Origin of the sequence: Streptomyces virginiae (genome assembly GCF_041432505.1) — a bacterium.
GTDB lineage: Bacteria > Actinomycetota > Actinomycetes > Streptomycetales > Streptomycetaceae > Streptomyces > Streptomyces virginiae_A.
In genome coordinates this window covers 7,785,509-7,809,188 of sequence record NZ_CP107871.1, presented here as the reverse complement: position 1 = coordinate 7,809,188, position 23,680 = coordinate 7,785,509, and the positions used below count along the sequence as shown (strand labels likewise).

The 23,680-nt window shown below is 69.9% G+C and carries 25 protein-coding genes and 1 pseudogene; 11 read left to right on the top strand and 15 right to left on the bottom strand.

Translation table 11 applies throughout. The features are described 5' to 3' along the window. Positions 1–18: 18 nt before the first annotated feature. Positions 19–267: a hypothetical protein gene (locus tag OG624_RS35985; RefSeq protein WP_158711993.1), complete on the bottom strand. Its 249-nt coding sequence runs from the start codon at positions 265–267 to the stop codon at positions 19–21. 166 nt (positions 268–433) lie between these two features. Between OG624_RS35985 and OG624_RS35980 the strand changes: the two genes are divergently transcribed. Then, complete coding sequence (locus OG624_RS35980) at positions 434–589, top strand: DUF6131 family protein (protein ID WP_244291040.1); 156 nt, start codon at positions 434–436, stop codon at positions 587–589. Positions 590–1,168: 579 nt separating this feature from the next. After that, on the top strand, positions 1,169–3,529 hold the full coding sequence (locus OG624_RS35975) for an arylsulfatase (protein WP_371640371.1): 2,361 nt from the start codon (positions 1,169–1,171) through the stop codon (positions 3,527–3,529). Between the two features lie 58 nt (positions 3,530–3,587). On the opposite strand, the gene OG624_RS35970 is transcribed toward OG624_RS35975, so the two are convergent. Together OG624_RS35970 and OG624_RS35965 are read right to left on the bottom strand one after the other, a co-directional pair. After that, entirely contained in the window at positions 3,588–4,676 is a 1,089-nt protein-coding gene (locus tag OG624_RS35970; protein WP_371640370.1) for a hypothetical protein, read from the bottom strand. Between the two features lie 244 nt (positions 4,677–4,920). Then, a complete protein-coding gene (locus OG624_RS35965) occupies positions 4,921–5,352 on the bottom strand; it encodes a cupin domain-containing protein (RefSeq protein ID WP_371640369.1) in 432 nt (143 codons plus the stop codon). 163 nt (positions 5,353–5,515) lie between these two features. On the opposite strand from OG624_RS35965, the gene OG624_RS43540 reads away from it, so the two are divergent. Together OG624_RS43540 and OG624_RS35960 are read left to right on the top strand one after the other, a co-directional pair. Further along, a complete protein-coding gene (locus tag OG624_RS43540; protein ID WP_442759686.1) occupies positions 5,516–5,821 on the top strand; it encodes a hypothetical protein in 306 nt (101 codons plus the stop codon). A gap of 56 nt (positions 5,822–5,877) precedes the next feature. Continuing rightward, entirely contained in the window at positions 5,878–6,663 is a 786-nt protein-coding gene (locus OG624_RS35960; protein WP_442759685.1) for a cation:proton antiporter domain-containing protein, read from the top strand. 199 nt (positions 6,664–6,862) lie between these two features. Here OG624_RS35960 and OG624_RS35955 read toward each other — a convergent pair whose 3' ends face one another. From OG624_RS35955 to OG624_RS35940, 4 genes and pseudogenes are all read right to left on the bottom strand, one after another. Next, positions 6,863–7,129, bottom strand: a complete 267-nt coding sequence (locus OG624_RS35955) for a DUF4235 domain-containing protein (RefSeq protein ID WP_371640368.1) — start codon at positions 7,127–7,129, stop codon at positions 6,863–6,865. Beyond that, entirely contained in the window at positions 7,126–7,578 is a 453-nt protein-coding gene (locus OG624_RS35950; protein ID WP_371640367.1) for a DUF3618 domain-containing protein, read from the bottom strand. Before OG624_RS35950 ends, OG624_RS35955 begins: the two co-directional genes overlap by 4 nt. Further along, positions 7,575–7,667: pseudogene (locus tag OG624_RS35945) on the bottom strand (phage holin family protein); the annotation flags it as partial. The gene OG624_RS35950 and the pseudogene OG624_RS35945, both read right to left, overlap by 4 nt. Positions 7,668–8,013: 346 nt before the next feature. Continuing rightward, positions 8,014–9,012, bottom strand: coding sequence for a magnesium and cobalt transport protein CorA (locus tag OG624_RS35940; RefSeq protein WP_371640366.1), 999 nt, complete (start codon positions 9,010–9,012; stop codon positions 8,014–8,016). A gap of 527 nt (positions 9,013–9,539) precedes the next feature. Here OG624_RS35940 and OG624_RS35935 point away from each other — a divergent pair. Both OG624_RS35935 and OG624_RS35930 read left to right on the top strand, forming a co-directional pair. Next, the gene (locus OG624_RS35935) at positions 9,540–10,454 is read left to right on the top strand and encodes a SigB/SigF/SigG family RNA polymerase sigma factor (RefSeq protein ID WP_033226772.1); all 915 of its coding nucleotides are present in this window, start codon (positions 9,540–9,542) and stop codon (positions 10,452–10,454) included. 284 nt (positions 10,455–10,738) lie between these two features. Beyond that, the gene (locus tag OG624_RS35930; protein WP_266448718.1) at positions 10,739–11,206 is read left to right on the top strand and encodes an ATP-binding protein; all 468 of its coding nucleotides are present in this window, start codon (positions 10,739–10,741) and stop codon (positions 11,204–11,206) included. A gap of 81 nt (positions 11,207–11,287) precedes the next feature. Here the strand turns inward: OG624_RS35930 and OG624_RS35925 are convergent, their stop codons facing one another. From OG624_RS35925 to OG624_RS35910, 4 genes are read right to left on the bottom strand one after another with little or no spacing between them, the layout of a single operon-like run. Beyond that, positions 11,288–11,422: a hypothetical protein gene (locus OG624_RS35925; RefSeq protein ID WP_371640365.1), complete on the bottom strand. Its 135-nt coding sequence runs from the start codon at positions 11,420–11,422 to the stop codon at positions 11,288–11,290. 55 nt (positions 11,423–11,477) lie between these two features. Then, entirely contained in the window at positions 11,478–12,506 is a 1,029-nt protein-coding gene (locus OG624_RS35920; protein WP_371640364.1) for an iron-containing redox enzyme family protein, read from the bottom strand. After that, positions 12,503–12,757, bottom strand: coding sequence for a CDGSH iron-sulfur domain-containing protein (locus tag OG624_RS35915; RefSeq protein WP_371640363.1), 255 nt, complete (start codon positions 12,755–12,757; stop codon positions 12,503–12,505). Before OG624_RS35915 ends, OG624_RS35920 begins: the two co-directional genes overlap by 4 nt. Continuing rightward, entirely contained in the window at positions 12,741–13,427 is a 687-nt protein-coding gene (locus OG624_RS35910) for a HemK2/MTQ2 family protein methyltransferase (RefSeq protein ID WP_371640362.1), read from the bottom strand. The genes OG624_RS35915 and OG624_RS35910 overlap by 17 nt, the downstream gene beginning before the upstream one ends. Positions 13,428–14,071: 644 nt before the next feature. On the opposite strand from OG624_RS35910, the gene OG624_RS35905 reads away from it, so the two are divergent. The 4 genes from OG624_RS35905 to OG624_RS35890 all read left to right on the top strand — a co-directional run bounded on the left by OG624_RS35905 (position 14,072) and on the right by OG624_RS35890 (position 17,105). Beyond that, the gene (locus OG624_RS35905; RefSeq protein WP_371640361.1) at positions 14,072–15,322 is read left to right on the top strand and encodes a PP2C family protein-serine/threonine phosphatase; all 1,251 of its coding nucleotides are present in this window, start codon (positions 14,072–14,074) and stop codon (positions 15,320–15,322) included. A 132-nt stretch (positions 15,323–15,454) separates the two neighbouring features. After that, positions 15,455–15,850 carry an ATP-binding protein gene (locus tag OG624_RS35900; protein WP_371640360.1) on the top strand — a complete coding sequence of 132 codons (396 nt, stop codon included), beginning with the start codon at positions 15,455–15,457 and terminating at the stop codon, positions 15,848–15,850. A gap of 499 nt (positions 15,851–16,349) precedes the next feature. Next, positions 16,350–16,535, top strand: coding sequence for a hydrophobic protein (locus OG624_RS35895; RefSeq protein ID WP_371589297.1), 186 nt, complete (start codon positions 16,350–16,352; stop codon positions 16,533–16,535). 201 nt (positions 16,536–16,736) lie between these two features. Further along, entirely contained in the window at positions 16,737–17,105 is a 369-nt protein-coding gene (locus tag OG624_RS35890) for a PRC-barrel domain-containing protein (protein WP_352164624.1), read from the top strand. A 65-nt stretch (positions 17,106–17,170) separates the two neighbouring features. Here the strand turns inward: OG624_RS35890 and OG624_RS35885 are convergent, their stop codons facing one another. The 4 genes from OG624_RS35885 to OG624_RS35870 all read right to left on the bottom strand — a co-directional run bounded on the left by OG624_RS35885 (position 17,171) and on the right by OG624_RS35870 (position 21,866). Continuing rightward, positions 17,171–18,451 carry a peptide ligase PGM1-related protein gene (locus tag OG624_RS35885; RefSeq protein ID WP_371640359.1) on the bottom strand — a complete coding sequence of 427 codons (1,281 nt, stop codon included), beginning with the start codon at positions 18,449–18,451 and terminating at the stop codon, positions 17,171–17,173. Positions 18,452–18,578: 127 nt separating this feature from the next. Next, on the bottom strand, positions 18,579–19,625 hold the full coding sequence (locus OG624_RS35880) for a fatty acid desaturase family protein (RefSeq protein WP_266448694.1): 1,047 nt from the start codon (positions 19,623–19,625) through the stop codon (positions 18,579–18,581). A 246-nt stretch (positions 19,626–19,871) separates the two neighbouring features. Beyond that, positions 19,872–21,137: a DUF6357 family protein gene (locus OG624_RS35875; RefSeq protein WP_371640358.1), complete on the bottom strand. Its 1,266-nt coding sequence runs from the start codon at positions 21,135–21,137 to the stop codon at positions 19,872–19,874. Positions 21,138–21,209: 72 nt separating this feature from the next. Beyond that, the gene (locus tag OG624_RS35870; protein ID WP_161295844.1) at positions 21,210–21,866 is read right to left on the bottom strand and encodes a hypothetical protein; all 657 of its coding nucleotides are present in this window, start codon (positions 21,864–21,866) and stop codon (positions 21,210–21,212) included. Between the two features lie 849 nt (positions 21,867–22,715). On the opposite strand from OG624_RS35870, the gene OG624_RS35865 reads away from it, so the two are divergent. Beyond that, the gene (locus tag OG624_RS35865) at positions 22,716–23,363 is read left to right on the top strand and encodes a PASTA domain-containing protein (RefSeq protein WP_266448689.1); all 648 of its coding nucleotides are present in this window, start codon (positions 22,716–22,718) and stop codon (positions 23,361–23,363) included. Positions 23,364–23,680 lie beyond the last annotated feature (317 nt).

Sequence of the window (23,680 nt, the reverse complement as noted above, 5' to 3'; positions counted from 1 at the left end):
GACCGGTTCAGGCTGACGTCAGCGGTCCTCGGAGTTCTCCTGCGGCTCGTCATCGGGGTGGATCTGCTCCTCACGGCCGATGCCCGGACGTTGGCGCTTGGCACGGTGGCTACCTGCATCCGTGTCCGTGTCGTCGTCCGCCGTGCCCGAGCGCTGGACAACGGCGTCGTCCGCCTGCTGCCGGGCCTCACGGTCACGGCTCTCGCCCACGGCCTCGGACGGCGTGGTCCGCCGCGCGCGCTGCCTGGACTCTTCGTGGTCCGTCACCGTGTCCTCCCTCGATGGTGCCTATGTCCCCGCAGCTACCCCACCCCGTCGCCCGTAGTCCTCGGATGCTCCCGCCCGGCTCGCCGTGGCATCTGCCGCGCATGGCACCCCAACAGCGCCGGACGCGCCTAGGCTGAAAGGAGAGTCACAGAAATCGGAGGTGGCCATGATCATCCTCGGTGTCATTCTCCTGGTCATCGGCTTCGTCGCGGGAATCAGCATCCTGTGGACCATCGGCGCCATCCTCGTCGTCATCGGAGCCATCCTCTGGATCCTGGGCGCCCTCGGGCACTCCGTCGGCGGCCGCAAGCACTACTGGTAACCCGTAGGAAATGGAGACAGGGAGGAGCACAAGCCAAGGAACCGCAGCCGTCGGGCACCGCACGGCAACGGATTCCCCGCCCCCCTGAGCACCCGCCAGCGATCGGATCGTCGCTCCGGGAGCGAGTCCTGGCCGGGACGCGCGACGCCCGGCACCGCACGTCGCGGCGTGGTCCCGTCCCCTCCGGCGCACCGCCCCCAGGCTTGCCGGAGGTCCCGGTGCTCCCGTATTTCGACATGCCGATCAGGCTATGGACGGCGCTCGCCCCCCACATCGGGGACCGACCCGGGGCCGACCCAACACGCGCCCGAGGCGTTTCAGGGGCGCGGGCCCGCATGCGGGCCCGGTCCTCAACTTTCGAGGAGCGCCCGGCCGAGCAGGAGTACCGGACCGGCCGGCGCAGCCCGGTCGCCGAGGTGGCGGTGGCGTCCTAGCGTGGAGGAGTTCGGGCCCGCCCCGGTCCGACGGCCTGCGTCGTCCGCCCCGTCATCGCGTGCCGCGGCACGGCTCGATCTCGGGGCCGGCCGCACCGCCGCACACACATCACCGGTGGTCGTGCCGCTGGTGGGACGGAGACAGATGGCGCAGTCGTCGTGGCGTGAGTACCGGCCCGGGCAGCGGTTCCCGGGGGTGATCGGCCGTACGGCCGAGGAGTCGACTCCGGCCTGGCCGCAACCGGTGCGCGCGGTCCCGGGTGCGCCGAACGTGCTGTTCATCGTGTTCGACGACGTCGGGTTCGGACAGTTCGGCTGCTACGGAAGTCCGATCGAGACGCCGCATCTGGACGCACTGGCCGCGGGCGGGCTGCTGTACAGCAACATGCACACCACCGCACTGTGCTCACCCTCACGCTCCTGCATCATCACCGGCCGTAACCACCACGCGAACGGCATGGCGGCGATCACGGAGCTGGCCACCGGCTATCCGGGTTACGACGGGCAGATCCCGTTCGAGAACGGGTTCCTGTCGGAGATGCTGCTGCAGCACGGTTACAACACGTACATGGTCGGCAAGTGGCACCTGATGCCTTCGGAGCAGGAGTCGGCGGCCGGGCCGTACGACCGGTGGCCGCTGGGGCGGGGCTTCGAGCGGTTCTACGGATTCCTGGGCGGGGACACGAGCCAGTGGTATCCGGAACTGGTGTACGACAACCACCAGGTCGAGCCTCCGGCCTCGCCGGAGGAGGGTTACCACCTGACGGAAGACCTGGTGGACCGGGCGATCTCGTTCATCGCCGACGCCAAGCAGGTCGCCCCGGACAAGCCGTTCTTCATGAACCTGTGCCCGGGTGCCGCGCATGCCCCGCACCATGTGCCGAAGGAGTGGGCGGACCGCTACCGAGGGCGGTTCGACGACGGCTGGGAGGTCTACCGCGAGCAGACCTTCGCCCGGCAGAAGCAGCTCGGTGTGGTGCCCGCGGACGCGCGCTTGTCCCCGCACGATCCGGACGTGCCGCCGTGGGAGTCGCTGTCGGCCGACGCGCGGCGGGTGGCCGCGCGGATGATGGAGGTCTACGCGGGATTCCTCTCCCACACCGACCACCACCTCGGCCGGCTGATGGCCTTCCTGAAGGAGACCGGCGAGTTCGACAACACGCTGATCATGGTGGTCTCCGACAACGGGGCGAGCGCCGAGGGCGGGGCGACCGGCACCACCAACGAGCTGCAGTTCTTCAACAACGCGCCCGAGACCCTGGAGGAGAGCCTGGCGCGGATCGACGAGATCGGCGGCCCGACCACCTTCAACCACTACCCGTGGGGCTGGACCTCCGCGGGCAACACCCCGTTCCGGCGGTGGAAGCGGGAGACCTACCGCGGCGGCGTCAGCGACCCCTTCCTCGTCCACTGGCCCAGCGGCATCCAGGCCCGGGGCGAGATCCGCGGCCAGTTCGCGCACGTCATCGACATGGTCCCCACCGTCCTGGACGTACTCGGCATCGAGGCACCCGCCGGCATCCGCGGTGTCACCCAGTCACCCCTGCACGGGGTCAGCTTCGCCCACACCTTCGACGACGCTGCGGCGGCGAGCCTTCACCTCACCCAGTACTACGAGATGTTCGGACACCGGGCGATCGACCACGACGGATGGCGGGCGGTCTGCCCCTGGCCCGGCCCCTCCTTCGCCGAAACCGGCCGGCAGTTCGGCACCCCCATCACCATGGCGGACCTCGACGACCTCGACGCCCACCACTGGGAGCTCTACCGCATCGACGAGGACGTCGCCGAGACCCGGAACCTCGCCCAGGAGCACCGCACCAAACTCATCGAGATGATCGCCCTGTGGTACATGGAGGCCGGCAAGTACAACGTGCTGCCGATCGACGGGAGCGCCTTCGAGCGCATGATGCAGGAACGCCCCCAGATCACGCAGGCCCGTACCAGCTATACCCTCCGCCCCCACACCCAGGTCCTCCCCGCCGCGGTCGCCCCCAAGGTCCTCAACCGCCCGCACAGCGTCACCGCCGACGTCGAGATCCCACCTGACGGCGCGGAGGGCGTCCTCCTCAGCCAGGGCACCAACGCCGGCGGCTGGTCCCTCTACATCAAGGACGGCCACCTCCACTACGCCCACAACTACGTCCAACGGGCCCTGCACCACGTGGCGTCCAGCGAGAGCGTGCCCACAGGACGCCACACGCTCCGCTTCGAGTTCGAGCCCACCGGCGCCCCGGACATCGCCCACGGCAAGGGCGCGCCCGGCCGGGCCCAGCTGTACATCGACGGCCGCCTCGTCGGCCACACCGAGATGCCGGTCACCACGCCGATCGCCTTCAACCCGGGCGGCATGGCCTGCGGCCACAACCCCGGATCGGCCGTCACCCCCGACTACCAGGCACCGTTCCACTTCACCGGCACCCTGCACAGCGTCACCGTCGACCTGTCCGGCGACCTGATCGTCGACGCCGAGAGCGAGATCCGCATGCACATGGCCCGCCAATAGGTGGACCGTACCGTGGACCTGTCGGAACCACGACGGCGTCCGGCCGTTCCCTCCACTGTCAAGGGCAGGCAACGGCCGGGTCGTCGTGGACGAGGGCGCAGACCATCTGTGCGCCGCGCCGGTGATCCGGGTACTTCGCGATCAGCTCGGCCTTGAAGTCGTTCCACTGACGCGTGATCTCGGCGGTGGCTCCGGCCCTCGCGTGGCGGAAGTTGTCACCCGTCCTGGAGCGTGCCGATGCGGCGGTGTCCTTGTTCAGGGCACGGTTGTGGGTGACGCGCCCGTCACAGTCGGCCGGCTTGAGCCCGGTGGAATCGATGTCGGTGTAGCAGCCGGTGGCGAGGTCTGCAGGGACACGCTCACGCGCGTCGCGGGTCCAGTCGGCGTCCTTCATGGCGCTGTAGCGGCGGATGTCGAGGAACGGTGCGACGTCCGTACGCTCCAGGCCGGGCGGGTTGTCGAGGCCGACCGGGCCGGGCGCGGGCCGGTCGCTCCAGTTGGAGTGCGCATAGAAGTCCTCGATCTGGTGCCAGCCGCGGCCGAGATGTTCGAGAACGGCGCACTTGGCCCGCCCGGGTTTCCCGTTCCATGTGCAGTGCGAGGACAGGTCGCTCTGGTCGGCCCGCACCTTGCCGTCGGCGTCCACGAGGCCGTCGGCGGCCTCGACCGCATCGCGGAAGCGGGTGACGGAGGTACGGACGCACGCGAGGAGCTCGGTGGTGGCCTCGTCCCGGGTGCGGGGGTAGTCGGAGGCGTGGCGGGGCGCCAGATGGTCGGCGTTGTCGCAGTGCAGGGGGCCGACGTCGAAGTACGGGGGGCGGTCGTTGGCGTTGATCGCCCCGACGTGGGCGTCGGCCATCTCGGTCAGTGTGACGGGCTCCCAGGGCAGCGCGGCCCGGGTGATGTCCTCGTGATTGCCGCCGGTGAAGGCATAGGCGGAGTCCGTCGGCACGGTGGCCAGAACGGCCGTCAGGACGGCTGCGAGAGCCGTGCAGGACGTTCGGGCCAGGCCGGGCGGCCTCGGGCGTCGACGGGTCCCGGAGCTCTCCTGGTCGGCACCCGTACGGAAGTCGCTCGACGGGGATCCCGGTCCGACGCTGGACGCGGAGGCCTTCGGAAGCCTCTCCGGCCGCGGGAGTACCACCATGCCTCCATGCTGCGCGTCCGCACCCAGCTCCGCATTCGTTGTCTCTTTCATGGACCTGCGACTTCATGGCCCTGCACCGCTGCTCCTGGCCCCCGGTTCGGGCCTGGCACACCAGCGATCTTGAAGGCGCGCCCGCCGCCCGATGGCCGTCAGGCGGCGCGGACGCGTACGGGCGCCCGGCCGTGCTCGGTCGTGCGGTGTCCCACCGCCATGCCCGACCGCCCCGCCGTTCCGGTCGCCGGGCTCAGCCGACCCCGACCGCAAGCGCGCCGACACGGGACTCCAGCCAGGACGGAAGATCCAGCAGCCGGACGCCTTCTTGTTCCTCGGGGTCGGTGCGTGCGACCAGGCACACCATGTCCTCGGCTCCGGTGTTGACCGGCATGTGGGGCGTGTCCGCGGGAATGTGGATGTAGTCTCCGGCGCGCAGTACCGCGTGTTCGGCCAGGTCTTCTCCGTGCCAGACCTCGACCTGCCCGGACTGGATGAAAATGGCCGACTCGTGCCCCTCGTGCAGGTGAGGGCGCCCCCGCGTCCCCGCCGGCATCACCAGCCGGTGCAGACACAAGTGCTGCGCCCCCGCAGATTGGGCGCTGATTCCCGCCCCGAAAGTACCGCCCTGGATGCCCTCATACGTGCCGGTCCGCACCACCGTGCACTGCTTTTGATCTGCCATGCGGGCAGTACACCAGGCAGCCGACGGCGTACGACCAGTTCCCGCCACCGCGGCGGCCCGCACCTCGGCACCAGGCACAGTCGAGTCGGCGGCACCGGGAGGTGTACCGGGGCCGTCCGTTGCAAGATCGGGTAGGCGACCCCCGCAAGGGATTCGTACGGGAATGGTGATCGGCTTGCTGGGTCTGACCGGGATCGACGTGGTGTACGCCTGCGCGGGGTTGGGGGCTTTGTGCGCGGCGGTGCTCCCGACCGCCCTGGCGAAGCGGCCCCTGTCCCTGCCCATGGTGTTCCTGGCGGCGGGGTTCCTGGTGTTCCTGCTGCCGCTCGACGCGCTCCCCGCACTGGATCCCGTCCGGCACCGGAGCCTGGTGGAGCACCTCACCGAGGTCTGCGTCGTGGTCGCGTTGATGGGCGCGGGACTGACCATCAACAGGCCTCCGGGCCGGCGTGCCTGGTCGACGACGTGACGGCTGCTCGCCCTGGCCATGCCCCTGACGATCCTGCTCACCGCAGCGGTGGCGGGGTGGCTGGTGGAGTGGCCGCCTGCCGTCGCTCTCATGATCGCGGCTGTCCTCGCTTCGTCCTGGCGGCCGTCGCGCTGACCACGGCCTCGCCGACGGGCTGGTCCATGGAGGGGCTCTGGCAATGGGTGTGGAGCGACATCCTGGTGCGCAGCGCGGTGGGACTGGTCGTGGGGTTCGGCGTCGGGCGCCTCCTCGGCCGGATGTTCTTCCAGGCTTCCTGGAAGGCGCTGCGGCTGTCCGAACACCGCGAGGGCTTTGTCGCGCTCGCCGCGACCTTCACGGCCTACGGTCTGACGGAACTCCTCCACGGCTACGGGTTCGTCGCCGTGTTCGTCGCGGCCTGCACGATCCGGAACGCCGAACGCGGCCATCGCTACCACCGCGTCATGCACGCCTTCACCGATCAGGTCGAGAGGCTTCTGACCGCCGTCATCCTCTTCCTCGTCGGTGGCTTCATCGCCGACGGTGGCCTTGCCGCGCTGACCTGGCAAGGGGCCATTCCGGGGCTGGTGCTCTTCCTGCTGATCCGGCCTGCCGTCGGCTGGGTCGTCCAGATGCGGGGCAATGCCACGGGGAAGGAACAAGTCGTCATCGCGGTGTTCGGTATCCGGGGCATCGGCTCGTTCTTCTCTCTCGCGTACGCTCTGGGCGACGCCGATTTCGCCGCGCCCGTGCGCGAGCTCTGGGCCGTGGTGACGTTCACCGTGTTGCTCTCCGTGGTCCTGCACGGCGTCGCGGCGACACCCGTTACGGCCTGGCTCGACCGCTCGGCCCGGGACGGATGAGAAGAGCCGAGCAACGATGGCTCTCCTCCCGTGGTTGGCCTGCTGGTGCCGGTCCCGGTACGCCGGACACGGACAGCGCGGGGCCGGTCGAGGTCGAGGAGGGCGGCGTGCAGACCGACCACACGCTCGGGAACCGCGCCGGCACCGCCCCAGGCGGGTGCCGGCCAGGCTCGGGGAAGGTGGCCGGCACCGCGGCCGGTCAGCCTGGCCAGGTGCCCGTCAGACGGCGTATCGCTACGGCCTCCGAGCGTTCGACCGAGGCCTTGACCACGGCGAAGATCGCGCCCTGGATGGCCGCGGCGAGCAGGATCTGCTTCCAGGTCCGGTCCTCGTCGGTGGCGTCGGGAGCATCGCCCTCACCCTCGATGATCTTCCAAGCCTGTTTGAAGGCGGCGCCTGCCATCAAGCCGCTGAGGGCGCCCAGGGCCGGCCCGACGGTCTTGTAGGCGATCTTGGATGCCTTCATCGGCGATGTCCCCTACCGCGGCGGACCAGCAGGAAGACGACCACGGCGGCTCCGACCACCAGGAGCGGGGTGCGGTTGGCGCGAGCGGCCGCCGCCTGACCGGCCTTCTCCAGGAGGGGGTCGGGCGTCTGGTCCGTCGCGTACCGGGCCGCCTTGGCCGCCGTCTCCTCCATCTGTTCTGCGGCCTGCGCGGCCTTCTCCAGGAGCGGGTCGGGCGTCTTGTCCTTGACCAGCCGGGCGGCGTGGCCCGTCTTCTCGCGGATCTGCTCGGTGACCAGCGCCGCCCTCTCCTTGGCCTGGGCCTTGATGTCGGCCTTGGCGGCGAGGGCCTCGACGGTCCGGCCGAGCTCGTCGCGGGTGCGCTCGACCTGATCGCGCAGTTCGGCGGAGCCAGAGCCTGCGGGGGTGGGCGCGGGGGTGCCGATGTTGGTTCGGGCGTCGTCGTTCATCGGTGTGCCTTCTCCTTGATCTCGGCCAGGTCGGCCTTGACGCTGTCGATGGTCTGCTCGGGGGCCGGAGTACCGGCCCGGGCGATCTCGCCCACCGAGTCGTCGGCGGCGGGCGGCCGCCGCTCCACCGTGCTCACGCTGGGGACACCTTGCCCTTCTTCGATCGCTGGAACGGCTGGCGCTCCGGACGGGGACATTGGCGCTGCGCTTGTCCGAGTCGGGGCCGTTCCGGGTGGAGACGGTCATGTCGTCGTCTCGGCGCGACTACCCCGCAACCGCGCTGTCACCCGCGCGGCAACCAGCGTTGTGCGACGAGCCGTGGTTCAGGCCACGGGTCAGCGCTTCGTCCGGCGGCGAGCGGCCTCGCTCCAGTGCGTGGGTGTCGCGGGGCCCGCTCGACGGCCGGCAGGGCCGGGGCGGCTCTGGTGCGGGCTTCTACAGCCAGCCGTTGCGGCGGAAGGCACGGTGGAGGGCACCTGCCGCGAGCACCATGAGACCGACGGCGAGCGGGTAGCCGTAGGTCCAGCCGAGTTCCGGCATGTGCTCGAAGTTCATGCCGTAGACGCCGGCGACCATCGTGGGGATCGCGAAGATCGCCGCCCACGCGGAGATGCGTCGCATGTCGTCGTTCTGCCAGGTGCCCACGCGGGCCTGCTGCGCGCCGAGCACCGAGTCCAGCAGTTCGTCCAGGGTCCGCACCTCGATGTCCGTGCGGTGCAGGTGATCGGCGACGTCACGGATGTACGGGGCGATCTTCGGCTGGTGGTCCTTCTCCCCCGGACCACCGGACAGGAGGCCTTGGACCACCGGAACGAGCGGCTGCACGGCGTCACGGAACTCGCGTACTTCCCGCTTGAGGGAGTAGATGCTCTCGGTGTGGTCGACGCGGGAAGTCGAGAACACCTCGTCCTCGAGCCGGTCGAGGGTGGCGCGCACCCTTCGGGCCGCGTCGCTGTACGCATCGACGGCGACGTCCAGCACGGCGTGGACCACAGCCCAGGGGCCATGGCTCAGCATGTCCGCATCGGCGTCCAGTCGACGCGCGGCCTCGGCGCAGGGATCGATCGGTCCGTGGCTCACGGTGAGAACACTGCGGGGTCCTACGAAGATCATGACGTCGCCGGTCTCCACCGCCGTTTCTTCTTCGACATATCGCAGGGTCTTCAGCGCGACGGCCAGGACGTCGCCGAAGCGCTCGCGTTTCGGACGCTGCCGCCCGTGCACAGCATCTTCGACGGCCAGCGGGTGAAGGCCCAGTTCCTCGGCCAGCTCGACCAGTTCACCTACCGAGGGACCTGCCAGCCGGACCCAGGCGAAGTCGTCCTCGCCCATGTCCCGCAGCCGCTTGAGGGCGGACTGGCAGGCATCGTCCGGCAGCTCGCACTCCACATGCTCCGACCGGCCCGAGTCCCGGTCGTATATGACACATTCCATCTCCCGCGCATGCTTCACCAGCTCCATTTCATGCGCCCCAGCACGTATCGCTCCGCGCTCCGGGAACACGAGCCGTCATGCACGGACAACATGCGCGTCCCGCGAGCGATCCGTTCGGCCCGGCATCAGCAGCCCGGACGCCACCGTCCGGCCGAGCCGGGGCCGAGCACTCGCGCCGGAACCGGATCAGCGGCCGGCTTCGCCGCCGCGTCCTGGCGTACCGGGGGATCGAATTCCTGTCCGCGCACGTCCCGGACCCCACGGGCCCGGGCGAGGAATGCCTGCTCCTCGTCCACATCCGCAAGGTCGTCGGCCACTGCTCGACCCGATGCCGGCCACCTCCTGACCATCGGTGTGCCGCTCGTACGAAAGTGCTGGACCGGATCGCGAGCGAGGTGACCGGCTCCGGGCCCGCCTCATCCGACGCCCACCTCCCTCAGGTGCGTTCCACGAGCAAGTGCGTACAACCGCGAAGACGGGGCAGACGGTGCGGACAGCCGTAAGTCAACTGGGAGGGAGTGGTCGTCATGTCTCGCTCGACCACCGTGATGGGCCCCGTTCGGGCGAAGGAAGCGCGAGTCATAGGTACCTCGGGGGCGCCGGCGGAGGACCGGGAACCGGTTCGAGTGGAGAACGCCCGTGAGATGGCACCCGGCGACGCGCGCGAGCTCTCGCGTGTCTTCTTCCACAGACTGCGAACGCTGGAGGAGGGCACGCGTGAGTACCAGTACACACGCAACACCCTCATCGAGATGAACCTCTCCCTCGTGCAGTTCGCGGCGCGGCGCTTCCGCGCCCGCGTGCTCGGCGGGGGGCTGGACATGGACGACATCATCCAGGTGGGGACCATCGGCCTCATCAAGGCCATCGACCGCTACGAACTCGAGCGCGAGGTCGAATTCTCCACCCTTGCCCTCCCCTACATCATCGGGGAGATCAAGCGCCACTTCCGCGACACCACCTGGGCCGTCCACGTCCCCCGTCGGCTCCAGGAACTGCGGAGCGAGCTCGCCAAGGCCCAAGAGGCCCTGACCGACGTCCTGGGCCGGGCCCCGACCGTCAAGGAGGTCGCGGACCACCTCGAACTGACCGAGGAACAGGTCATCGACGGACTCATCGCGGCGAACGGCTACACGAGCGGTTCCCTCGACACCGCCGCCGGGGAGAGTGACCTACCGTCCCCGACCAGCCGGACCACCCGGCCGCTGGCGGAACTCGTCGGCGACGTCGACCCCGCCATGGAACTCTTCGAGGACTTCCACACCCTCGCACCGCTGCTGCGACAGCTGGACGAGCGCGACCGGCTGATCCTGCGGATGCGCTTCGGCCAGGAGAAGACCCAGGCCGAGATCGGCGCCGCACTGGGCATCTCCCAGATGCAGGTCTCCCGCCTCCTGTCCCGCACTCTCGTCCGGCTTCGCGCCGGCATGCTCGCCGGGTAGAGGGGCAACCGATGACGTCCCTACCGGGGAGCGCCGTGCCGTGGTCCGAGGCCGGCCCACCATCTCGGCGAACCGGTCGAGTTCCGCACCACCGGCAGCAGCTTCACGGTGCGGCCTCACAAGGCAATGCCCTGACACGCGGGATCCCTTACGCTGTCACGACCCTGCTGAGGCTTCCCGCACCGCCTGGGGGCATGCGACCGACCGAGGGCGCCGGCAGCGCCGGCGGCCTGGGTCGGGTACCGGGAGCTGTAGCCAGGGCCGAACTCGGGGGTGGGGCCACAGTGGAGACCAAGGAACCGGAGGCGAGCGGTCCGATGAGCGTCGGTCTTCCCTCCGGGAGGCAGCGCCGTCGGCTCACGCTCATGGGCGTCCCGGGGTCGGTCGCCAAGGGCCGCGCCTTCACGCGCCAAGCACTTCGGGACTGGGGCTGGGACAGGACCGAGACCTCCGAGGACACCCTTCTCCTCGTGTCCGAACTGCTGACCAACGCGTCGCTGCATGCGAACGGCTGCCGCGAACTCGTCCTGACCGCGGATGAGTCGGCCCTGCACATCGAGGTCCATGACGGCACGACATCCCCGCCCGTCCGCCACTCGGCGCCACAACGCGGCGTCCCGGGCGGCCGCGGCCTGTACATAGTGGAGCGCCTGTCCGACCGCTGGGGCACGCACACGTACGGGACCGGGAAGGCCGTGTGGGCCGAGATCGAGGCTTCCCGGCTGGAGTACGGCATGGCAGCGGAACGCTGACCACTCCGGACCCGCACCGCTCACGTCGATCCGGAGCATGCCGTGCTCCCCCGAGTTCCGGAGCCGGCGCTCCCGGGCATGTCAGCCGGCCAAGAACTCGTCGAGGAGCTTGTCGAGGTCGAGGAACTCCTCCCCCGCGTCGGTGACGGCGTACGACTGCCGCAGGAAGCCTGCGATCGCGCGGGCCTCGCGGGGCCCGACGCTCCTGCTCTGCACCGACGGGCTCGTCGAGCGCCGCGGTCACGACATGCTCGCCACGTCCTTTGCACCATCACCGGTGGGGCAGGGGTGTGCGCAGTGCGCTGCGTTCGTGGTCCCAGGCTTCGCGGATGTGACGCGCGAGACGGTCTTCGAGCAGGACGGTCGCCGCGCAGCCGAACGCGATGTCCTCTTCGAGGTCCGGTTCGTCGACGAGGAGGCCGCCGATGACTTCGTGGCGGACGACCTGCTCGTGGACGGCGTCGGCCTCGACGTGTTCGGCGTAGAAGTGCTCGGCGGCCGGCCCCGCGCCGCAGCGCCGCATGGCCTTGGCCAGGCGGCGGGAGCCGGGTGAGGAGGTGACCTCGACGCACGCGAAGTGGCCGACGAGCGCTCCGCGCATGGCCCTGTGCAGCCCGAAGTGCGACATCAGGTTCACGGTCGCGAGCAGGGGTGCCGGCGCCTGGTCCAGGTAGCGGCCGTACGTGGGGTCCAGCTGGAGGTCGGTCATGAGGTCGGCGAAGAGCTGTGCGTGGATGCGGTCGGCGCGGCCGGCGCCGAACTCGTCGTACTCGATGGCCACCATCGCGGCCTTCGCGCGGCCGGTGAGGCGGGGGACGACCCAGACGTGCGGGTCGGCCTCCTTGAGGTGGTAGAGGGAGCGCAGGGCCGCGTACTCGCGCAGCTGCCAGAGCTCACCCCGGGTTTCGAGGTGGTGGCTGAGGCTGTCGGAGAGGTCCACGGGCTCGACGAGCAGCGGGCCGAAGGCGTCCTCGACCGACCGAGGAGCGTCGGACAGCTCGATGCGCAGGGCGTGCAGGAAGCGCGCTTCCATGGCCTGGCGCAGGCGCAGCAGGTCCGGATCCCACTCCCGCGCGTCGTCCACCTCCTCGAAGCCGCGGTAGTGCAGCTCGTACAGGAGGTAGAGGGCGAGCTGAAGGTCCTCACCCCACGGGTCGGCCTTCAGTACGGCTCCCGGCGCGTGCACGGGCGGGGCTCCCCTCCGCAGGGCCCGAATGACGGCGTCGGAGAGTTCGCCTCGCCCCTCGACGAGGCGGGGGCCGGCGGCGGTCGTGGTGGTGGTCGGGCTGGGAGGGGTCATTCGGGGTTCCTGTTCTTGGGCGCGGGCCGGTCGCGGTCGCGATGGCTGGTGTCGCACCACGGGTACGTACGGCTGCGGCGACAGGTGCACACGGCGACCATGAAGCGGTCGGACCGGGCGACCGTCGCGTCGTCCAGGACGATCTCGACCGGGCCCTCGATCAGGACCGGGCCTTGGCGCTCCACGGCAACCCGCCGGGCGTCCCCCGCGACGGGGACCGGGCACGGGGTGGGCTCAGGGTCGCTGGGCACGGATGACCACCAGCTCTTCCCGTTCTTCGGCTCCGGCCGCCAGGCCCTGCTGTTCCAGCCAGGAACGTCGCGACCGTAGGACCGGGCCCCACGGCACGGAGACGGTCGTCCTGACCTGAGCGGCCAGCCCTGCCCCCGCCAGCCGGTCCAGGGTCTCCTCGGCGCCGCACATCTCCGAGTGCACCATGAGCAGGATTCCGCCGGGCCGCAGCAGGGCCGGGGCGTCGGCGCAGATCCGGTCGATGACCGCGCGCCCGTCGAGGCCGGCGTCCCAGGCCCGTTCCGGCCCGCGCGAGGGCGGCCGGTCGTCCGGGGCGGGGACGTACGGGGGGTTCGAGAAGACGACGTCGAAGCGCCGTCCCGTGGTGCGTGCCTCGAAGTCCCCGTGCAGGACGCGCAGCGGAAGATGGCGACGCCAGGCGTTCAGCCGGGCTGTGGCGACCGCGGGCCAGGACACGTCGACCGCCGTGACCCGGGCGCCCCTGGCCGCGGCGTGCAGCGCCAGGGCGCCGGTGCCCGTACCGATCTCCAGGACCTCGGTACGGGGTCCGAGGTCCTCATCGGCGAGTGCCGCGGCGAGCAGCCTGGTGTCCGCCTGCGGCTGGTAGACGCCCGGGAGGGCCACCAGGCCGCCGGGCAGTGTGGTCAGGGAGAGAGCAGTACTGGGCACCGTACCTCCGGTTTCGCCGCGGCTCGCAGAGCGAGTCACTGCGATGGACGACGTACTGCGCCTGCCCTGACCGAGGCTCCCCATCCGATAAAGCCTCGATCTTCGGAGGATCAGACCAAGAACGCGCCTCCGATTCCTCGATGCCTCCACGCCACCAGCACCATTCGGAGAATGACGAAGAATTCAGAACATGGACAGCGAAGTGTCGGCTGCAGAAGCGAAGCAGGCTGACCCCCGATCGGATTCGTCAGGTAATCAAAATGGCCCACGCGTCCGCGTCGACCCACCGGTAGAGCCACTGCGAGAAGGGCACACAAGGGCCGAGCGGCAGAATCGGGCGGCTCGTAGCAGTTTCGGCGTCATGCAGTGAAGTCGCGGTCGGCCCGCTGGCTCGACCGGCCGACCCACCCTGGGTCGTCAGCGCCGGACGGTAGGCGGGGAACGGGACGCGGCGGCAGGGTGCTGGGCTCCGGGGGCCGTGGTCCAATGTGACCTGTCGGGTGCCGCCTCGACGCGGATCCTCGTGCATCAGGGACGGAGTCCCGGCCGGCATCGAGCAGTAAGGGGTCTCTGTGACCGCAGGAGAGCCGGACGACGGGCAGGCCTCTCGCCCTCCCGTGGGCGGAAGCCGGCGGGGCAGGGCAATGACGTTGGCGGGGACCTTGGAAGCGGCCGAGGCCGCAGCACCCGTGGAGTCGCTCGACGTGGTCGCGCGCATGCTCAAGGAACACCTCGGGGCCGCCTCGGTGTCGTTCCTGATCACTGACTTCACCGGCAGTTCGGTCGTGCGGCTGGGCGCCGCGGGCACCGTCGAGACCGGTGAGCCGGCCCGGCGCATCAGGCTGCGGGGCACCCTGTACGACGACGTGATCCGCAGCCAGCGGCCGAGGGTGGAGGACAGGGGCGAGAGTGAGCTGGTTCGGGTCGTCGCGCCGGTGACCAGCCGCGGGGATGCCATCGGGCTCCTCGAACTGTTCCTGCCTGCGGCGCCGAGCTCGCAGGTGATGCGGGAGATCGGCGAGACCGCGCACGCGCTGGCGTACATCGTCATCGCGAACCGGTCCCACACCGATGTGTACCAGTGGGGGCGGCGCACCAAGCCGCTGAGCCTGGCCGCCGAGATCCAGCACCGGCTGCTCCCGGCGTCGCTGGCATGTGAGGCGGCACAGTTCGCGGTGGCCGGAGCGCTGGAACCCGCCGATCACGTCGGGGGCGACACCTTCGACTACGTGATCGACCGGGATACGGTCCAGCTCTCCGTGACCGACGCCATGGGCCACGACGTCGACGCTGCGCTGCTGGCCACCCTGGTGGTGGGCGCCCTACGCCGGGCTCGGCGGGCGGGTGAGAACCTGGCGGAACAGGCCCGCCAGGCCGACCAGGCCATGCACGATCACGGCCGCCGGGGCTACGTCACCGGTCAACTGCTGCGCATCAGCCTGCTCGACGGCAGGACCGAGTTCGTCAACGCTGGGCACCCCTGGCCGCTGCGGATGCGCGACGGAGAGGTACAAGAGATCGTTCCCGAAATCGATCTGCCGTTCGGCCTCGGCCTCCAGGCCTCCCACTCCGACGCCTACCGGGTGCAGTCGCTGGACCTGCTGCCCGGTGACCGGCTGGTGATGCTGACGGACGGCATGCTGGAGCGCAACGCCGAGAGTCTCGACCTGTCGGACCTGATCGTCCGCACCCGCACGCTGCATCCCCGCGAGGCCGCCCGCACCCTCATCGGGGCCATGGTCGACGCCTGCGACGACCATCTGGACGACGACGCGACCGTCATGTGCCTGGATTGGCACGGCGTCGGCAACTCCCGGCGTGACGCCGCCACAGGCGCCGACCTCACCGACGCCTCACGGCCGTCGAGGACAGGACGGCACTCTCCCGGGCCGTGACTCGGGTCGCACAGGGGGCCACGCGCCTGGCAACCGCGGCGTCGGCGGAACCGACTGCGCGGGGGACAAGGCGGGTCTTTCACCGTAGACAGGGCAGGCGCTGTGTAGGTCCGCCAACGGAAGGAGGTCTCGATGGCCACACCCGTCCTCAATCAGCCCGTGACCCGCACCGGTCAGCCCGCGACAGCCGCACGCGATGCCGCTCGCGCGTTCCTCCACCGCGCCGCCCAGGTCAGACCCCCTGCCCACCCATCGAACGCTGACAGCGTCCTCCTGGTCGTCACCGAGCTCGTCACCAACGCCCTCCGCTACACCGGGGGACCCTGCGCCCTCCACCTGGAACTGCACGGAGACCACCTCGCGATCTCTGTCACCGACGCCAGCCCCTGCCGCCCCCAGCCCCGCCCGCCCCACACGGACGGAACCGGCGGCTGGGGATGGCTGCTGATCAACGACCTCACCACCCACATCCACATCGAACCCACCCCCGAGGGCGGCAAGACCATCTGTGCCCACTCCCCTTGGTAGACCCGGACCGCTCGGTGCCAAGACCGTGATCGTGTCGATGGCTGCGTGGGCGCCGGCCCCGCCACCTGCCGCCGCCGGTTGCGACCGTCGCGCCGTTCACCGCGTTGGTGTCGCTCCGGGCGACCGTGTACCGCTCGGTACCCGCCCCTGCGCCTCCGGGCTTCTGTCCGCCGCGCTGTGATGCCGAATCTTCTGCGTGGAACTGCGGCCGGCTTCCCACGCAACCTCCGATGTCGCTGCGGTGGCCCGCTGTATCGCCACTGACGGCACGCTCCGCGGCCGCTCCACGAGGGACACTCATGTGCCCCCGCTCCGGCCCGACTCCGGCGGCCCATCGGGCTGAGCGGCGTGAAGCAATCCCGTCGGACGGCCCGACCACCGGCCTTTTATCTCGAACCGCCATGACGGACACCTACGGATTCAGGCGAGCTCTCCTGCCCGGCCACCAGGATAAGAAACAAATAAAAATCGAACGCATGCGTCGGATGCGGTCGGGCAGATGATGTTTCGGAGGTTGATAACCATGGTTCCCCTTTTTCTCGTTCTTCTGCTGGTCCTGATCCTCTTCGGCGCGGGTTTCGCGGTGAAGATTCTCTGGTGGGCCGCGATCGCAGTCCTGATCCTGTGGCTGATCGGGTTCGTTGCCCGCCCGAAGGGCAGTAGCGGCCGCTGGTATCGCTGGTAGCCGTACGGCAACAGTGCAGTTCAGACACTGCAGGGCGAGGGCCGGTCCCGAATTCGATCCGAGTGCGTGAAGTCGAAAAGTCGGGGCAGGTGAAGTCCAGGCGGAACGCAGCACAACCGCCGAGAACGACGTAACAGAATGAGGAGGATCGGCGGATATTCCATTCCCCGTCGCCCCCGTTGACCGAGGAGTTGTTTTCGCGTGACTGAGAATGTGTGGAGTTACCAGCCGACCGCGGGCCACCTGGCCGGTACGGACCTGACCGGCTACAAGGTCGAGGCGACCGACGGCAGCATCGGCAAGGTCGACAAGCACTCCGACGAGGTCGGTGACGCCTACCTGGTCGTGGACACCGGCGTATGGATCTTCGGCAAGGAGGTCCTCCTGCCGGCCAGTACGGTCGTCAAGGTCGACCCGGACGACAAGAAGATCTTCGTCGACCGCACCAAGGAACAGATCAAGGCCGCCCCCGAGTTCCACCGGGACAAGCACCTCGGCGACACCGGCTACCGCGAAGAGCTCGGCACCTACTACGGCACCGGCGCCCCCTTCGGCGGCCGACCCGCCTGATCGCCCCCGTACCATGACGCCGGTCCCGACACCCCCTGGGTGTCGGGACCGGCGTCATGGTGGGGTCAGCCACCCTCGAATTCGAGAATCTCGGTCAAGGCGCTTTCCTGCTCCTCGACGTCCCCAGCACTCCCGGCAATCACCACATACCGCCAGGAGCGGCCGTCGGGCGGTACGTCCGCGTAGAGGACCACGCCCTCACCTCGATCCGGGTCGAAGGCGAGGCGGGAGGCGCGCAGCCGGGCAAGTACGTCGTCGAAGTCCATGGGAGTCCGTGTCCAGCCCTTCGACACCGACCATGCCGGCTGTGCGTCGGCAGATCCCTCGGTCAGCCGAGTGACCATGGCGTGCGGCGTGGTGGTGGCCGTACGGCGGATGTTGCTCTCACTCGCGTACGCGACACCGTCGGTGTCCACCAGCGCGTCGAGCCCGAAGGGCCCGGCGTAGCCGTGGTCGGCGAGGTGGCGGCCCAGGGCCGTCCCCCACTCCTCCAGCTCGCCGGCCACGTGCGCACAGGACGGCGGCAGCGGGGAGGCGTATCCGGTGAAAGAGCCCTGAGCCGTGCGCATCGCTCCGCTGAAGAGCGCGCGCGTCCCGGAGGCGGAGACCTCCACCTGCACACTGACCGACTCGGCCACGTCGAGGTGCTCCTCCACCACCCACAGGCCTTCGGGCCCACCGACCGTGTCCAGCGGCAGGCCCGCCCCACTCCGCAGCTCGTCGCGGGACACGAAGCGCATCCCGTGTCCTCCGGCCGAACGGTCGGGCTTCACCACGACACGCTCGTGGTCCCGCAGGAGATCGCGCGCCACACCTTCGGCCTCCGGGCGTCGGCACGTCCGCCCCGCCGGCAGCCGCATGCGCAGTCGCTCGGCCGCCTCGCGGAAGCCGGTCTTCGTGTTGAGCAGCATGGTCGTCCTCAGGGCGGCCTCTGCGGCTTCGACCGTGGGGTACGGGTGGACGTCGATGCCGATGTCCCGGGCGAACGCGATCGCGGACGCGTCCAGCGCCGTCGGCAGCAGCGCCGCACCCCGGTCACCGGCGAGCGCCCGAACGTATTCGACGAGGCCCGCCTCGCGCACCGCCCGCGCCAGCGGAACGGCCCCGGCGGGAGGCACCTCGATCACCGCCACCGATTCCGGGGGCACCCCCGTCAGGTCGTACACGTACCGCAGGAACTCCCGGCTCAACGGCACCGGAGTGACGAACACGTCCCCCGACCGAAGCAGCCACGCCTTCCGCGGCGCCTGCTGGGCCCACGTCATCAGGATCTGCCCCTCGTCGAGATCCACCGCCAAGTCCGAGAGGAAGTTCGCGAACACGACGCTCGGGCGCTTCTCCGTCACCACTGCGCTCCTCCTATCGCCTCACGGCCGTCCACGGTCAGCCCGGGATCCCTCGCTCGGTCCGCGACGGCCTCCCGGCGATGCGGCCCTGCCCGGACACCCACCGCCGGGACGTCTGCGGCCCCACTCAGATCGTCTGCGGCGCTCTGAGTGGCGCTCCGGCCGCGTGGAGACTGGCGAGGGTCTGCCGGTAGGAGGCGACCAGGCTGGTCTCCAGATAGCTGACCCCGAGCTCCTGGCAGTACCCGCGGACGATGATCTGGGCCCTGCGCAGGTGGGGGCTGGGCATGCTCGGGAAGAGGTGGTGCTCGATCTGGTAGTTGAGACCGCCCAGGACGATGTCGGTGAACCGGCCGCCGCGTACGTCTCGGGAGGTCAGGACCTGGCGTCTCAGGAAGTCGGGCCGCTCGTCACCCCGCAGGACCGGCATGCCCTTGTGGTTCGGGGCGAAGATCGAGCCGAGGTAGACGCCGAAGAGGCACTGGTGGACGAGGAGGAATACGACCGCTTTGCCGGGCGGCAGCACCAGCAACAGCGCTGCGAGGTAGGCGGCGAAGTGCGCGGCGAGCAGGACCCCCTCCCCCACCCGGTGCTTGAGCGAGCGGTCGAACAGCGACCGCACTCCGGACACGTGCAGATTGAACCCCTCCAGCGTGAGCAGCGGGAAGAAGAGGAACGCCTGCGATCGGCCGAGCAGCCGCGGCAGTCCCCTGGCCGTGCGGGCCTGGTCCTGCGTCCAGACGAGGATGTCCGCGTCGAGATCGGGATCGAGGTCCTCGTGGTTGGGGTTGGCATGGTGCCGTGTGTGCTTGTCCTGCCACCAGCCGTACCCCATGCCGATGCCGAGGTTTCCGGCGATACGCCCGGACACCTCGCTGGCCTTGCGCAGTCGGAACACCTGCCGGTGGGCCAGGTCGTGCGCGAGCAGGGCCACCTGCCCGAACACGAAGGCGAGGAAGGCGGCCGCCGGCAGCGTCCACCAGCTGTCGCCGATCAGGAAGAAGGCCGTCCACCCGGCGGCGTACAGGGCCGTCACGGCCGCGATGCGCAGTGCGTAGTACCCGGGGCGCCGGGCCATGAGACCCGCCTCCTGGATCTTCCGGGAGAGTCGGGCGAAGTCGCTCCCCGACTCCTCCCGTACGGGAGGGGGGCGCACCGTCTGGGAGGAATTCATGATCAAGAGTCGCTTTCCGTAGTCCGCCTCGCAGGAGCGGCCGCGGCACCCGCGGAACGCCCTGTGCCGGGGCACACCCGCATCGCGGGTGAAGCTCCCCGTCGTACTGCGCATACCCGGGAAATCGGCGTTGACGTACTCCCCGCCCCGTTCCATCGCCCCTTCTTCGGGCGAGCGGACGCCGGCTCGGCTCCCGGACCTCGCCTCGCTGCCCCCTCCGTCTCCGTGCGCGGGCTCCCGCAGGGACTACCGGGCCTTGCGCCGCCGACGCGCGCGCTCGAACTCGGCGACGTCCGACATCCAGGGACCGTGCTGTTCGAGTGCGGCGCAGCCGCCGCGGACGAAGGCGCTCACCAGCATCCGGTACCCGCCGATCCCGTCGACCAGGCTGTACTCGACCCGGTATTCCGGATCCGACCTGCCGTCACCCTCGCGCAGTGTCGTGATCCGGGCGATGGAGTCCGCGTAGAAGTGGAGCTGGATCCCTTCGCCCATCTTCTCGTCCTCGATGGTGAACACTTCGTTGTCCGCGGCAGAGCGATCGCCGACGAACTCCCAGAACTCCGCGGCGGCGGTGCGAGGGCTGTCCCGTCGCCACTTCTTCTCGACGTCCTTGTCGTCGGTGAACGACAGGGCCGTCTTCCGCGCACCCCCGCCGAGGTCGGCGCCGTGGTGGCCGGCAGCCTCCTCGTCCTCCTCCATGGGTGCGCTCCTGGAGCGGTCCGCGGCCTCCGAGCACATCAGGAGGCTCACGGTACGCACCGCGTCATCGACGAGGTCAGGGTGTGCGCGGCGCACGGCCGCTTCGACCGTCGCCTCCATCCGGTCCCGGTCGCGCTTGTCCGTGGCGCGCTTTCCCCGTCGCGGATCGCGGCCGATCCGCATCCCGGCGCACGCCTGCTCCGCAAAGGCGATCACCCGCATGACCTCGGGCAGCAGCGCGGGGTCGACGGCATCGGGCATCCGCCTCGGTACCGTCGCGCCGTGCAGATACCGGCCCGTGTACCTCAGAAGCGCGGCGTCGAGTGGACCGAGTACCGTTCCGCGCTCGGCGCGACGGCGGTCCGCCTGGTATTCCTGAGCTCGTTTCCCGTTCGACGTCTCTGTCGCCGTGCGCATCGCCGCGGATATCCGGCCGCGCTCAAGCAGACCGATGTCGGCCCCGTGGGCGATGAGCCGACTCCTTTCCCACCGGATGCGACGGAAGAGCGCGTCGACGTCCGCGGGCGCGGCAAGGAGGATGGGGTCCAGGAGCGCGACGGCAGCGTTCTCGTCGAGCCGGCCTCGGGTGCCGGCGGCGTCGCACAGGGGAAGGACCGCACTCCACAGCAGCAGGTGCCTGGCCAGATCCTCCCGGATCACCGCGAGATGGGCTTCGCTGATCGAGAACGTGAAGGTGCGAGGCTCGTGGTTGGCGTCGGCCCCGGCACCGAGCATCAGCTTCAGCTCGCCGTCCTCGCGGATCACCTTCGGGATCCAGCCGCCCATGCGTGTGAAAACGATGTCTCTCATGGGCTCAGCCTTTCCCGCTACAGCACCGGCCGGCATCACGGCGATGTCGCGGCCCGCCCCCGCACCATCTGTTCACGACCACCGTGCGCATTCGACGTCGAGGCGCGGGTCGGTGCGCACCCAGACTTCGCCCCCGGCGGCCTCGGCCGGAGCGTCGACTCGTTCGAGACCGAGGAACGCGATCAACTTGAGGAGTTCGGCTCGTTCGGCTCGGTCGTCGTCGACATCATGCGAGTCGAAGAAGACGTAGTACTGGTCACTCGGGTCCACGATGCCCGAATCCACCCAGATCCGAGCGACTTCTTCGATCGCCGCCGCTTCCGTCGTGAACGTGGCGGCGCGGGCGGCACCGCGAGTCTCCGGTGACGCGTCGAGGTCGCCGAGCTCGGAGAACCACTGGCCGAAGCGGTCGAGGCCGGCATATCCGTTCTCGAAGAACAGCATGGCGCTCGGAAGGTAGCGATTGCCCCTGTCGACCTGGAGGTGTTCCGACCGAGACCGGTCCGCGTCGACTTCGATCCGGGAGATCACACCTCGCCCGGGCATGAGTACCAAACTCTGACCCGACGGTTCGTCATTGATGGTGTAGGTGTCGGAATCCCGATCGCGGAAGAACGCGGAGAACGCCACGTAGGCTTCCTGAGGGTCACCCACGGAGACTCGCTGATCGTTGCCGTCACCGACAGCGAAGACGAATTGTTTCGGTCCGGGTTTGTAGGGGCGAGCCATGTGCGTCCTTCGTTCACGTGTGCCGGCTCCGCCAGCGTAGTCGAATCGGAGTGGGCGAATCCGCCCTTCGTCGCCGACGAACAGCCGGGAGAACGAGCAGATCGGCTTGCTCCCGGCCGGAGCGGGGCCTGGCCGGGAAGCCGGTACCGGACGAGTCGGGAGTGCCGCTCCGGCGGGTTGTGCCGCAGGTGAAAGCCATACGACCGGCAGGGGGCGGCCCGCGTCGAGTGGGCGACCGCGAGGCCGTGGCCGCGGTCACCTTCACGCCGACCTCGGTGCCGCGCTCGCGAGCCCACGCCTTCCGGCGGACACCCCGAAAGGCTCGTGCCACGTGGACGGTCGCGGCAGTTGCGAACTGCCCGATGCCGGCGACGCCATGCCGTCCGACACCCGCACCCCTCCATCGACGGCGGCCGCCGAGCCGGGACTGCGTACCGCGCCTCGCGCGGCCGCTCCCTGACCGAGCCTCGGCCCACCCCGGGACCACCAAAGCTCTGAATCCGGCCACATCAAGGGGTGTTGTTCCAGCCATTCCGGGCGTAGCGTGAGCCTCCCCGAAAGGGGGCGCGTCACCTCCCACCCGTTGGCGCGCCCCACTGAGGCGCCCCGCCGCAACCCCCGTGCGGCGGGGCTCTCTCCTGGTCCACCACCGGCATCGAGCGGCCCGTGCACCGCTTTCCGGAGGCGATCGTTCACCTGGCGCCGCGGGTACAACGGCCGAGATGCGCGCTTCCTGACCTCACGTCCGGCGCGCCCGGACACCGACGCCGCGCACCGCGCGGGACTTCGGCGCGTCACAGACCGGTCACATCCACCACACAGGCATCCAGCCCCGGCGAACATGGCGCGATGCGCACACACCACACGATCACCCTGCTCACCACCGCCGCTGCCACCGTCCTCGCCCTCACCCTCACCGCCTGCAACCCCCAGACCTCCGGCAACGGGAAGCCCGCAGCGCCGAGCGCAGCGACCCCCGGCCCCTCGTCCGCACCCTCCAGCGCCGCGCCGGCCACCAAGACGGCCACGCTCGCGAACTTCGTCGGCAAGGGCCTCCAGACCGCCCAGGACGAGGCGCAGGCCGCCGGGTTCTACGCCCTCAAGTCCCACGACGCCCTCGGCCGCGACAGGCTCCAGGCCCTCGACCGGAACTGGAAGGTCTGCTCCCAGACGCCCGCCGCCGGCGCGAGCGTCGACACCGGCACGAGCGTCGACTTCGGCACAGTCAAGCTGGAGGAGACCTGTCCGGCCACCGACGCCCCCGCCCCCAAGCCCGCCGGCGACACGATGCCGAACTTCGTCGGCCAGGGCATGAAGGCGGTACGAGGCGCCCTCCCGGCCAACGCGAGCATCACCGTGAAGGACGCGGTGCAGAGCCGCATGGTGCTCCAGGAGTCGAACTGGAAGGTGTGCAGCCAGGACCCGAAGCCCGGAACCGCGCTCAGCGGCCGTCCGGTCGCCTTCACCGTCGCCAAGACCGAAGAGACCTGCCCCTGACCCAGGTCCTGAAATGCGGGACGGAATGGTCCAATATTCGGACGACGCTTGCATGCGCCTGAGCCGCGCCGACAGGATACGGCCATGGCCCCCGCCCTCGTATCGCGTCGTCACGTAGATCTGCTGCGTGTCTCGACCATGCTGTGTCGGGCCGACCTCCCCCGTGCGCACGGCTGTTGATCCGCTGATCCGCCGCTCCTGACACCGCGCGGACGTCCACGCGCTTCCCACGCGTCTCCTTCCGCCTGCCCTCCCGCTCGTGTACACGTGTCACCTCTCGGCTCCTCGGTGGCGGCACGTGTCATGCCGCTGCTTCG

Coding starts and splice junctions, on each gene's coding strand:
- OG624_RS35980 (WP_244291040.1), top strand. CDS start 434: ATGATCATCCTCGGTGTCATTCTCCTGGTCATCGGCTTCGTCGCGGGA.
- OG624_RS35975 (WP_371640371.1), top strand. CDS start 1,169: ATGGCGCAGTCGTCGTGGCGTGAGTACCGGCCCGGGCAGCGGTTCCCG.
- OG624_RS35970 (WP_371640370.1), bottom strand. CDS start 4,676: ATGGTGGTACTCCCGCGGCCGGAGAGGCTTCCGAAGGCCTCCGCGTCC.
- OG624_RS35965 (WP_371640369.1), bottom strand. CDS start 5,352: ATGGCAGATCAAAAGCAGTGCACGGTGGTGCGGACCGGCACGTATGAG.
- OG624_RS43540 (WP_442759686.1), top strand. CDS start 5,516: ATGGTGATCGGCTTGCTGGGTCTGACCGGGATCGACGTGGTGTACGCC.
- OG624_RS35955 (WP_371640368.1), bottom strand. CDS start 7,129: ATGAAGGCATCCAAGATCGCCTACAAGACCGTCGGGCCGGCCCTGGGC.
- OG624_RS35950 (WP_371640367.1), bottom strand. CDS start 7,578: ATGAACGACGACGCCCGAACCAACATCGGCACCCCCGCGCCCACCCCC.
- OG624_RS35940 (WP_371640366.1), bottom strand. CDS start 9,012: ATGGAATGTGTCATATACGACCGGGACTCGGGCCGGTCGGAGCATGTG.
- OG624_RS35935 (WP_033226772.1), top strand. CDS start 9,540: ATGTCTCGCTCGACCACCGTGATGGGCCCCGTTCGGGCGAAGGAAGCG.
- OG624_RS35920 (WP_371640364.1), bottom strand. CDS start 12,506: ATGACCCCTCCCAGCCCGACCACCACCACGACCGCCGCCGGCCCCCGC.
- OG624_RS35905 (WP_371640361.1), top strand. CDS start 14,072: ATGACGTTGGCGGGGACCTTGGAAGCGGCCGAGGCCGCAGCACCCGTG.
- OG624_RS35900 (WP_371640360.1), top strand. CDS start 15,455: ATGGCCACACCCGTCCTCAATCAGCCCGTGACCCGCACCGGTCAGCCC.
- OG624_RS35895 (WP_371589297.1), top strand. CDS start 16,350: ATGATGTTTCGGAGGTTGATAACCATGGTTCCCCTTTTTCTCGTTCTT.
- OG624_RS35880 (WP_266448694.1), bottom strand. CDS start 19,625: ATGAATTCCTCCCAGACGGTGCGCCCCCCTCCCGTACGGGAGGAGTCG.
- OG624_RS35875 (WP_371640358.1), bottom strand. CDS start 21,137: ATGAGAGACATCGTTTTCACACGCATGGGCGGCTGGATCCCGAAGGTG.
- OG624_RS35870 (WP_161295844.1), bottom strand. CDS start 21,866: ATGGCTCGCCCCTACAAACCCGGACCGAAACAATTCGTCTTCGCTGTC.
- OG624_RS35865 (WP_266448689.1), top strand. CDS start 22,716: ATGCGCACACACCACACGATCACCCTGCTCACCACCGCCGCTGCCACC.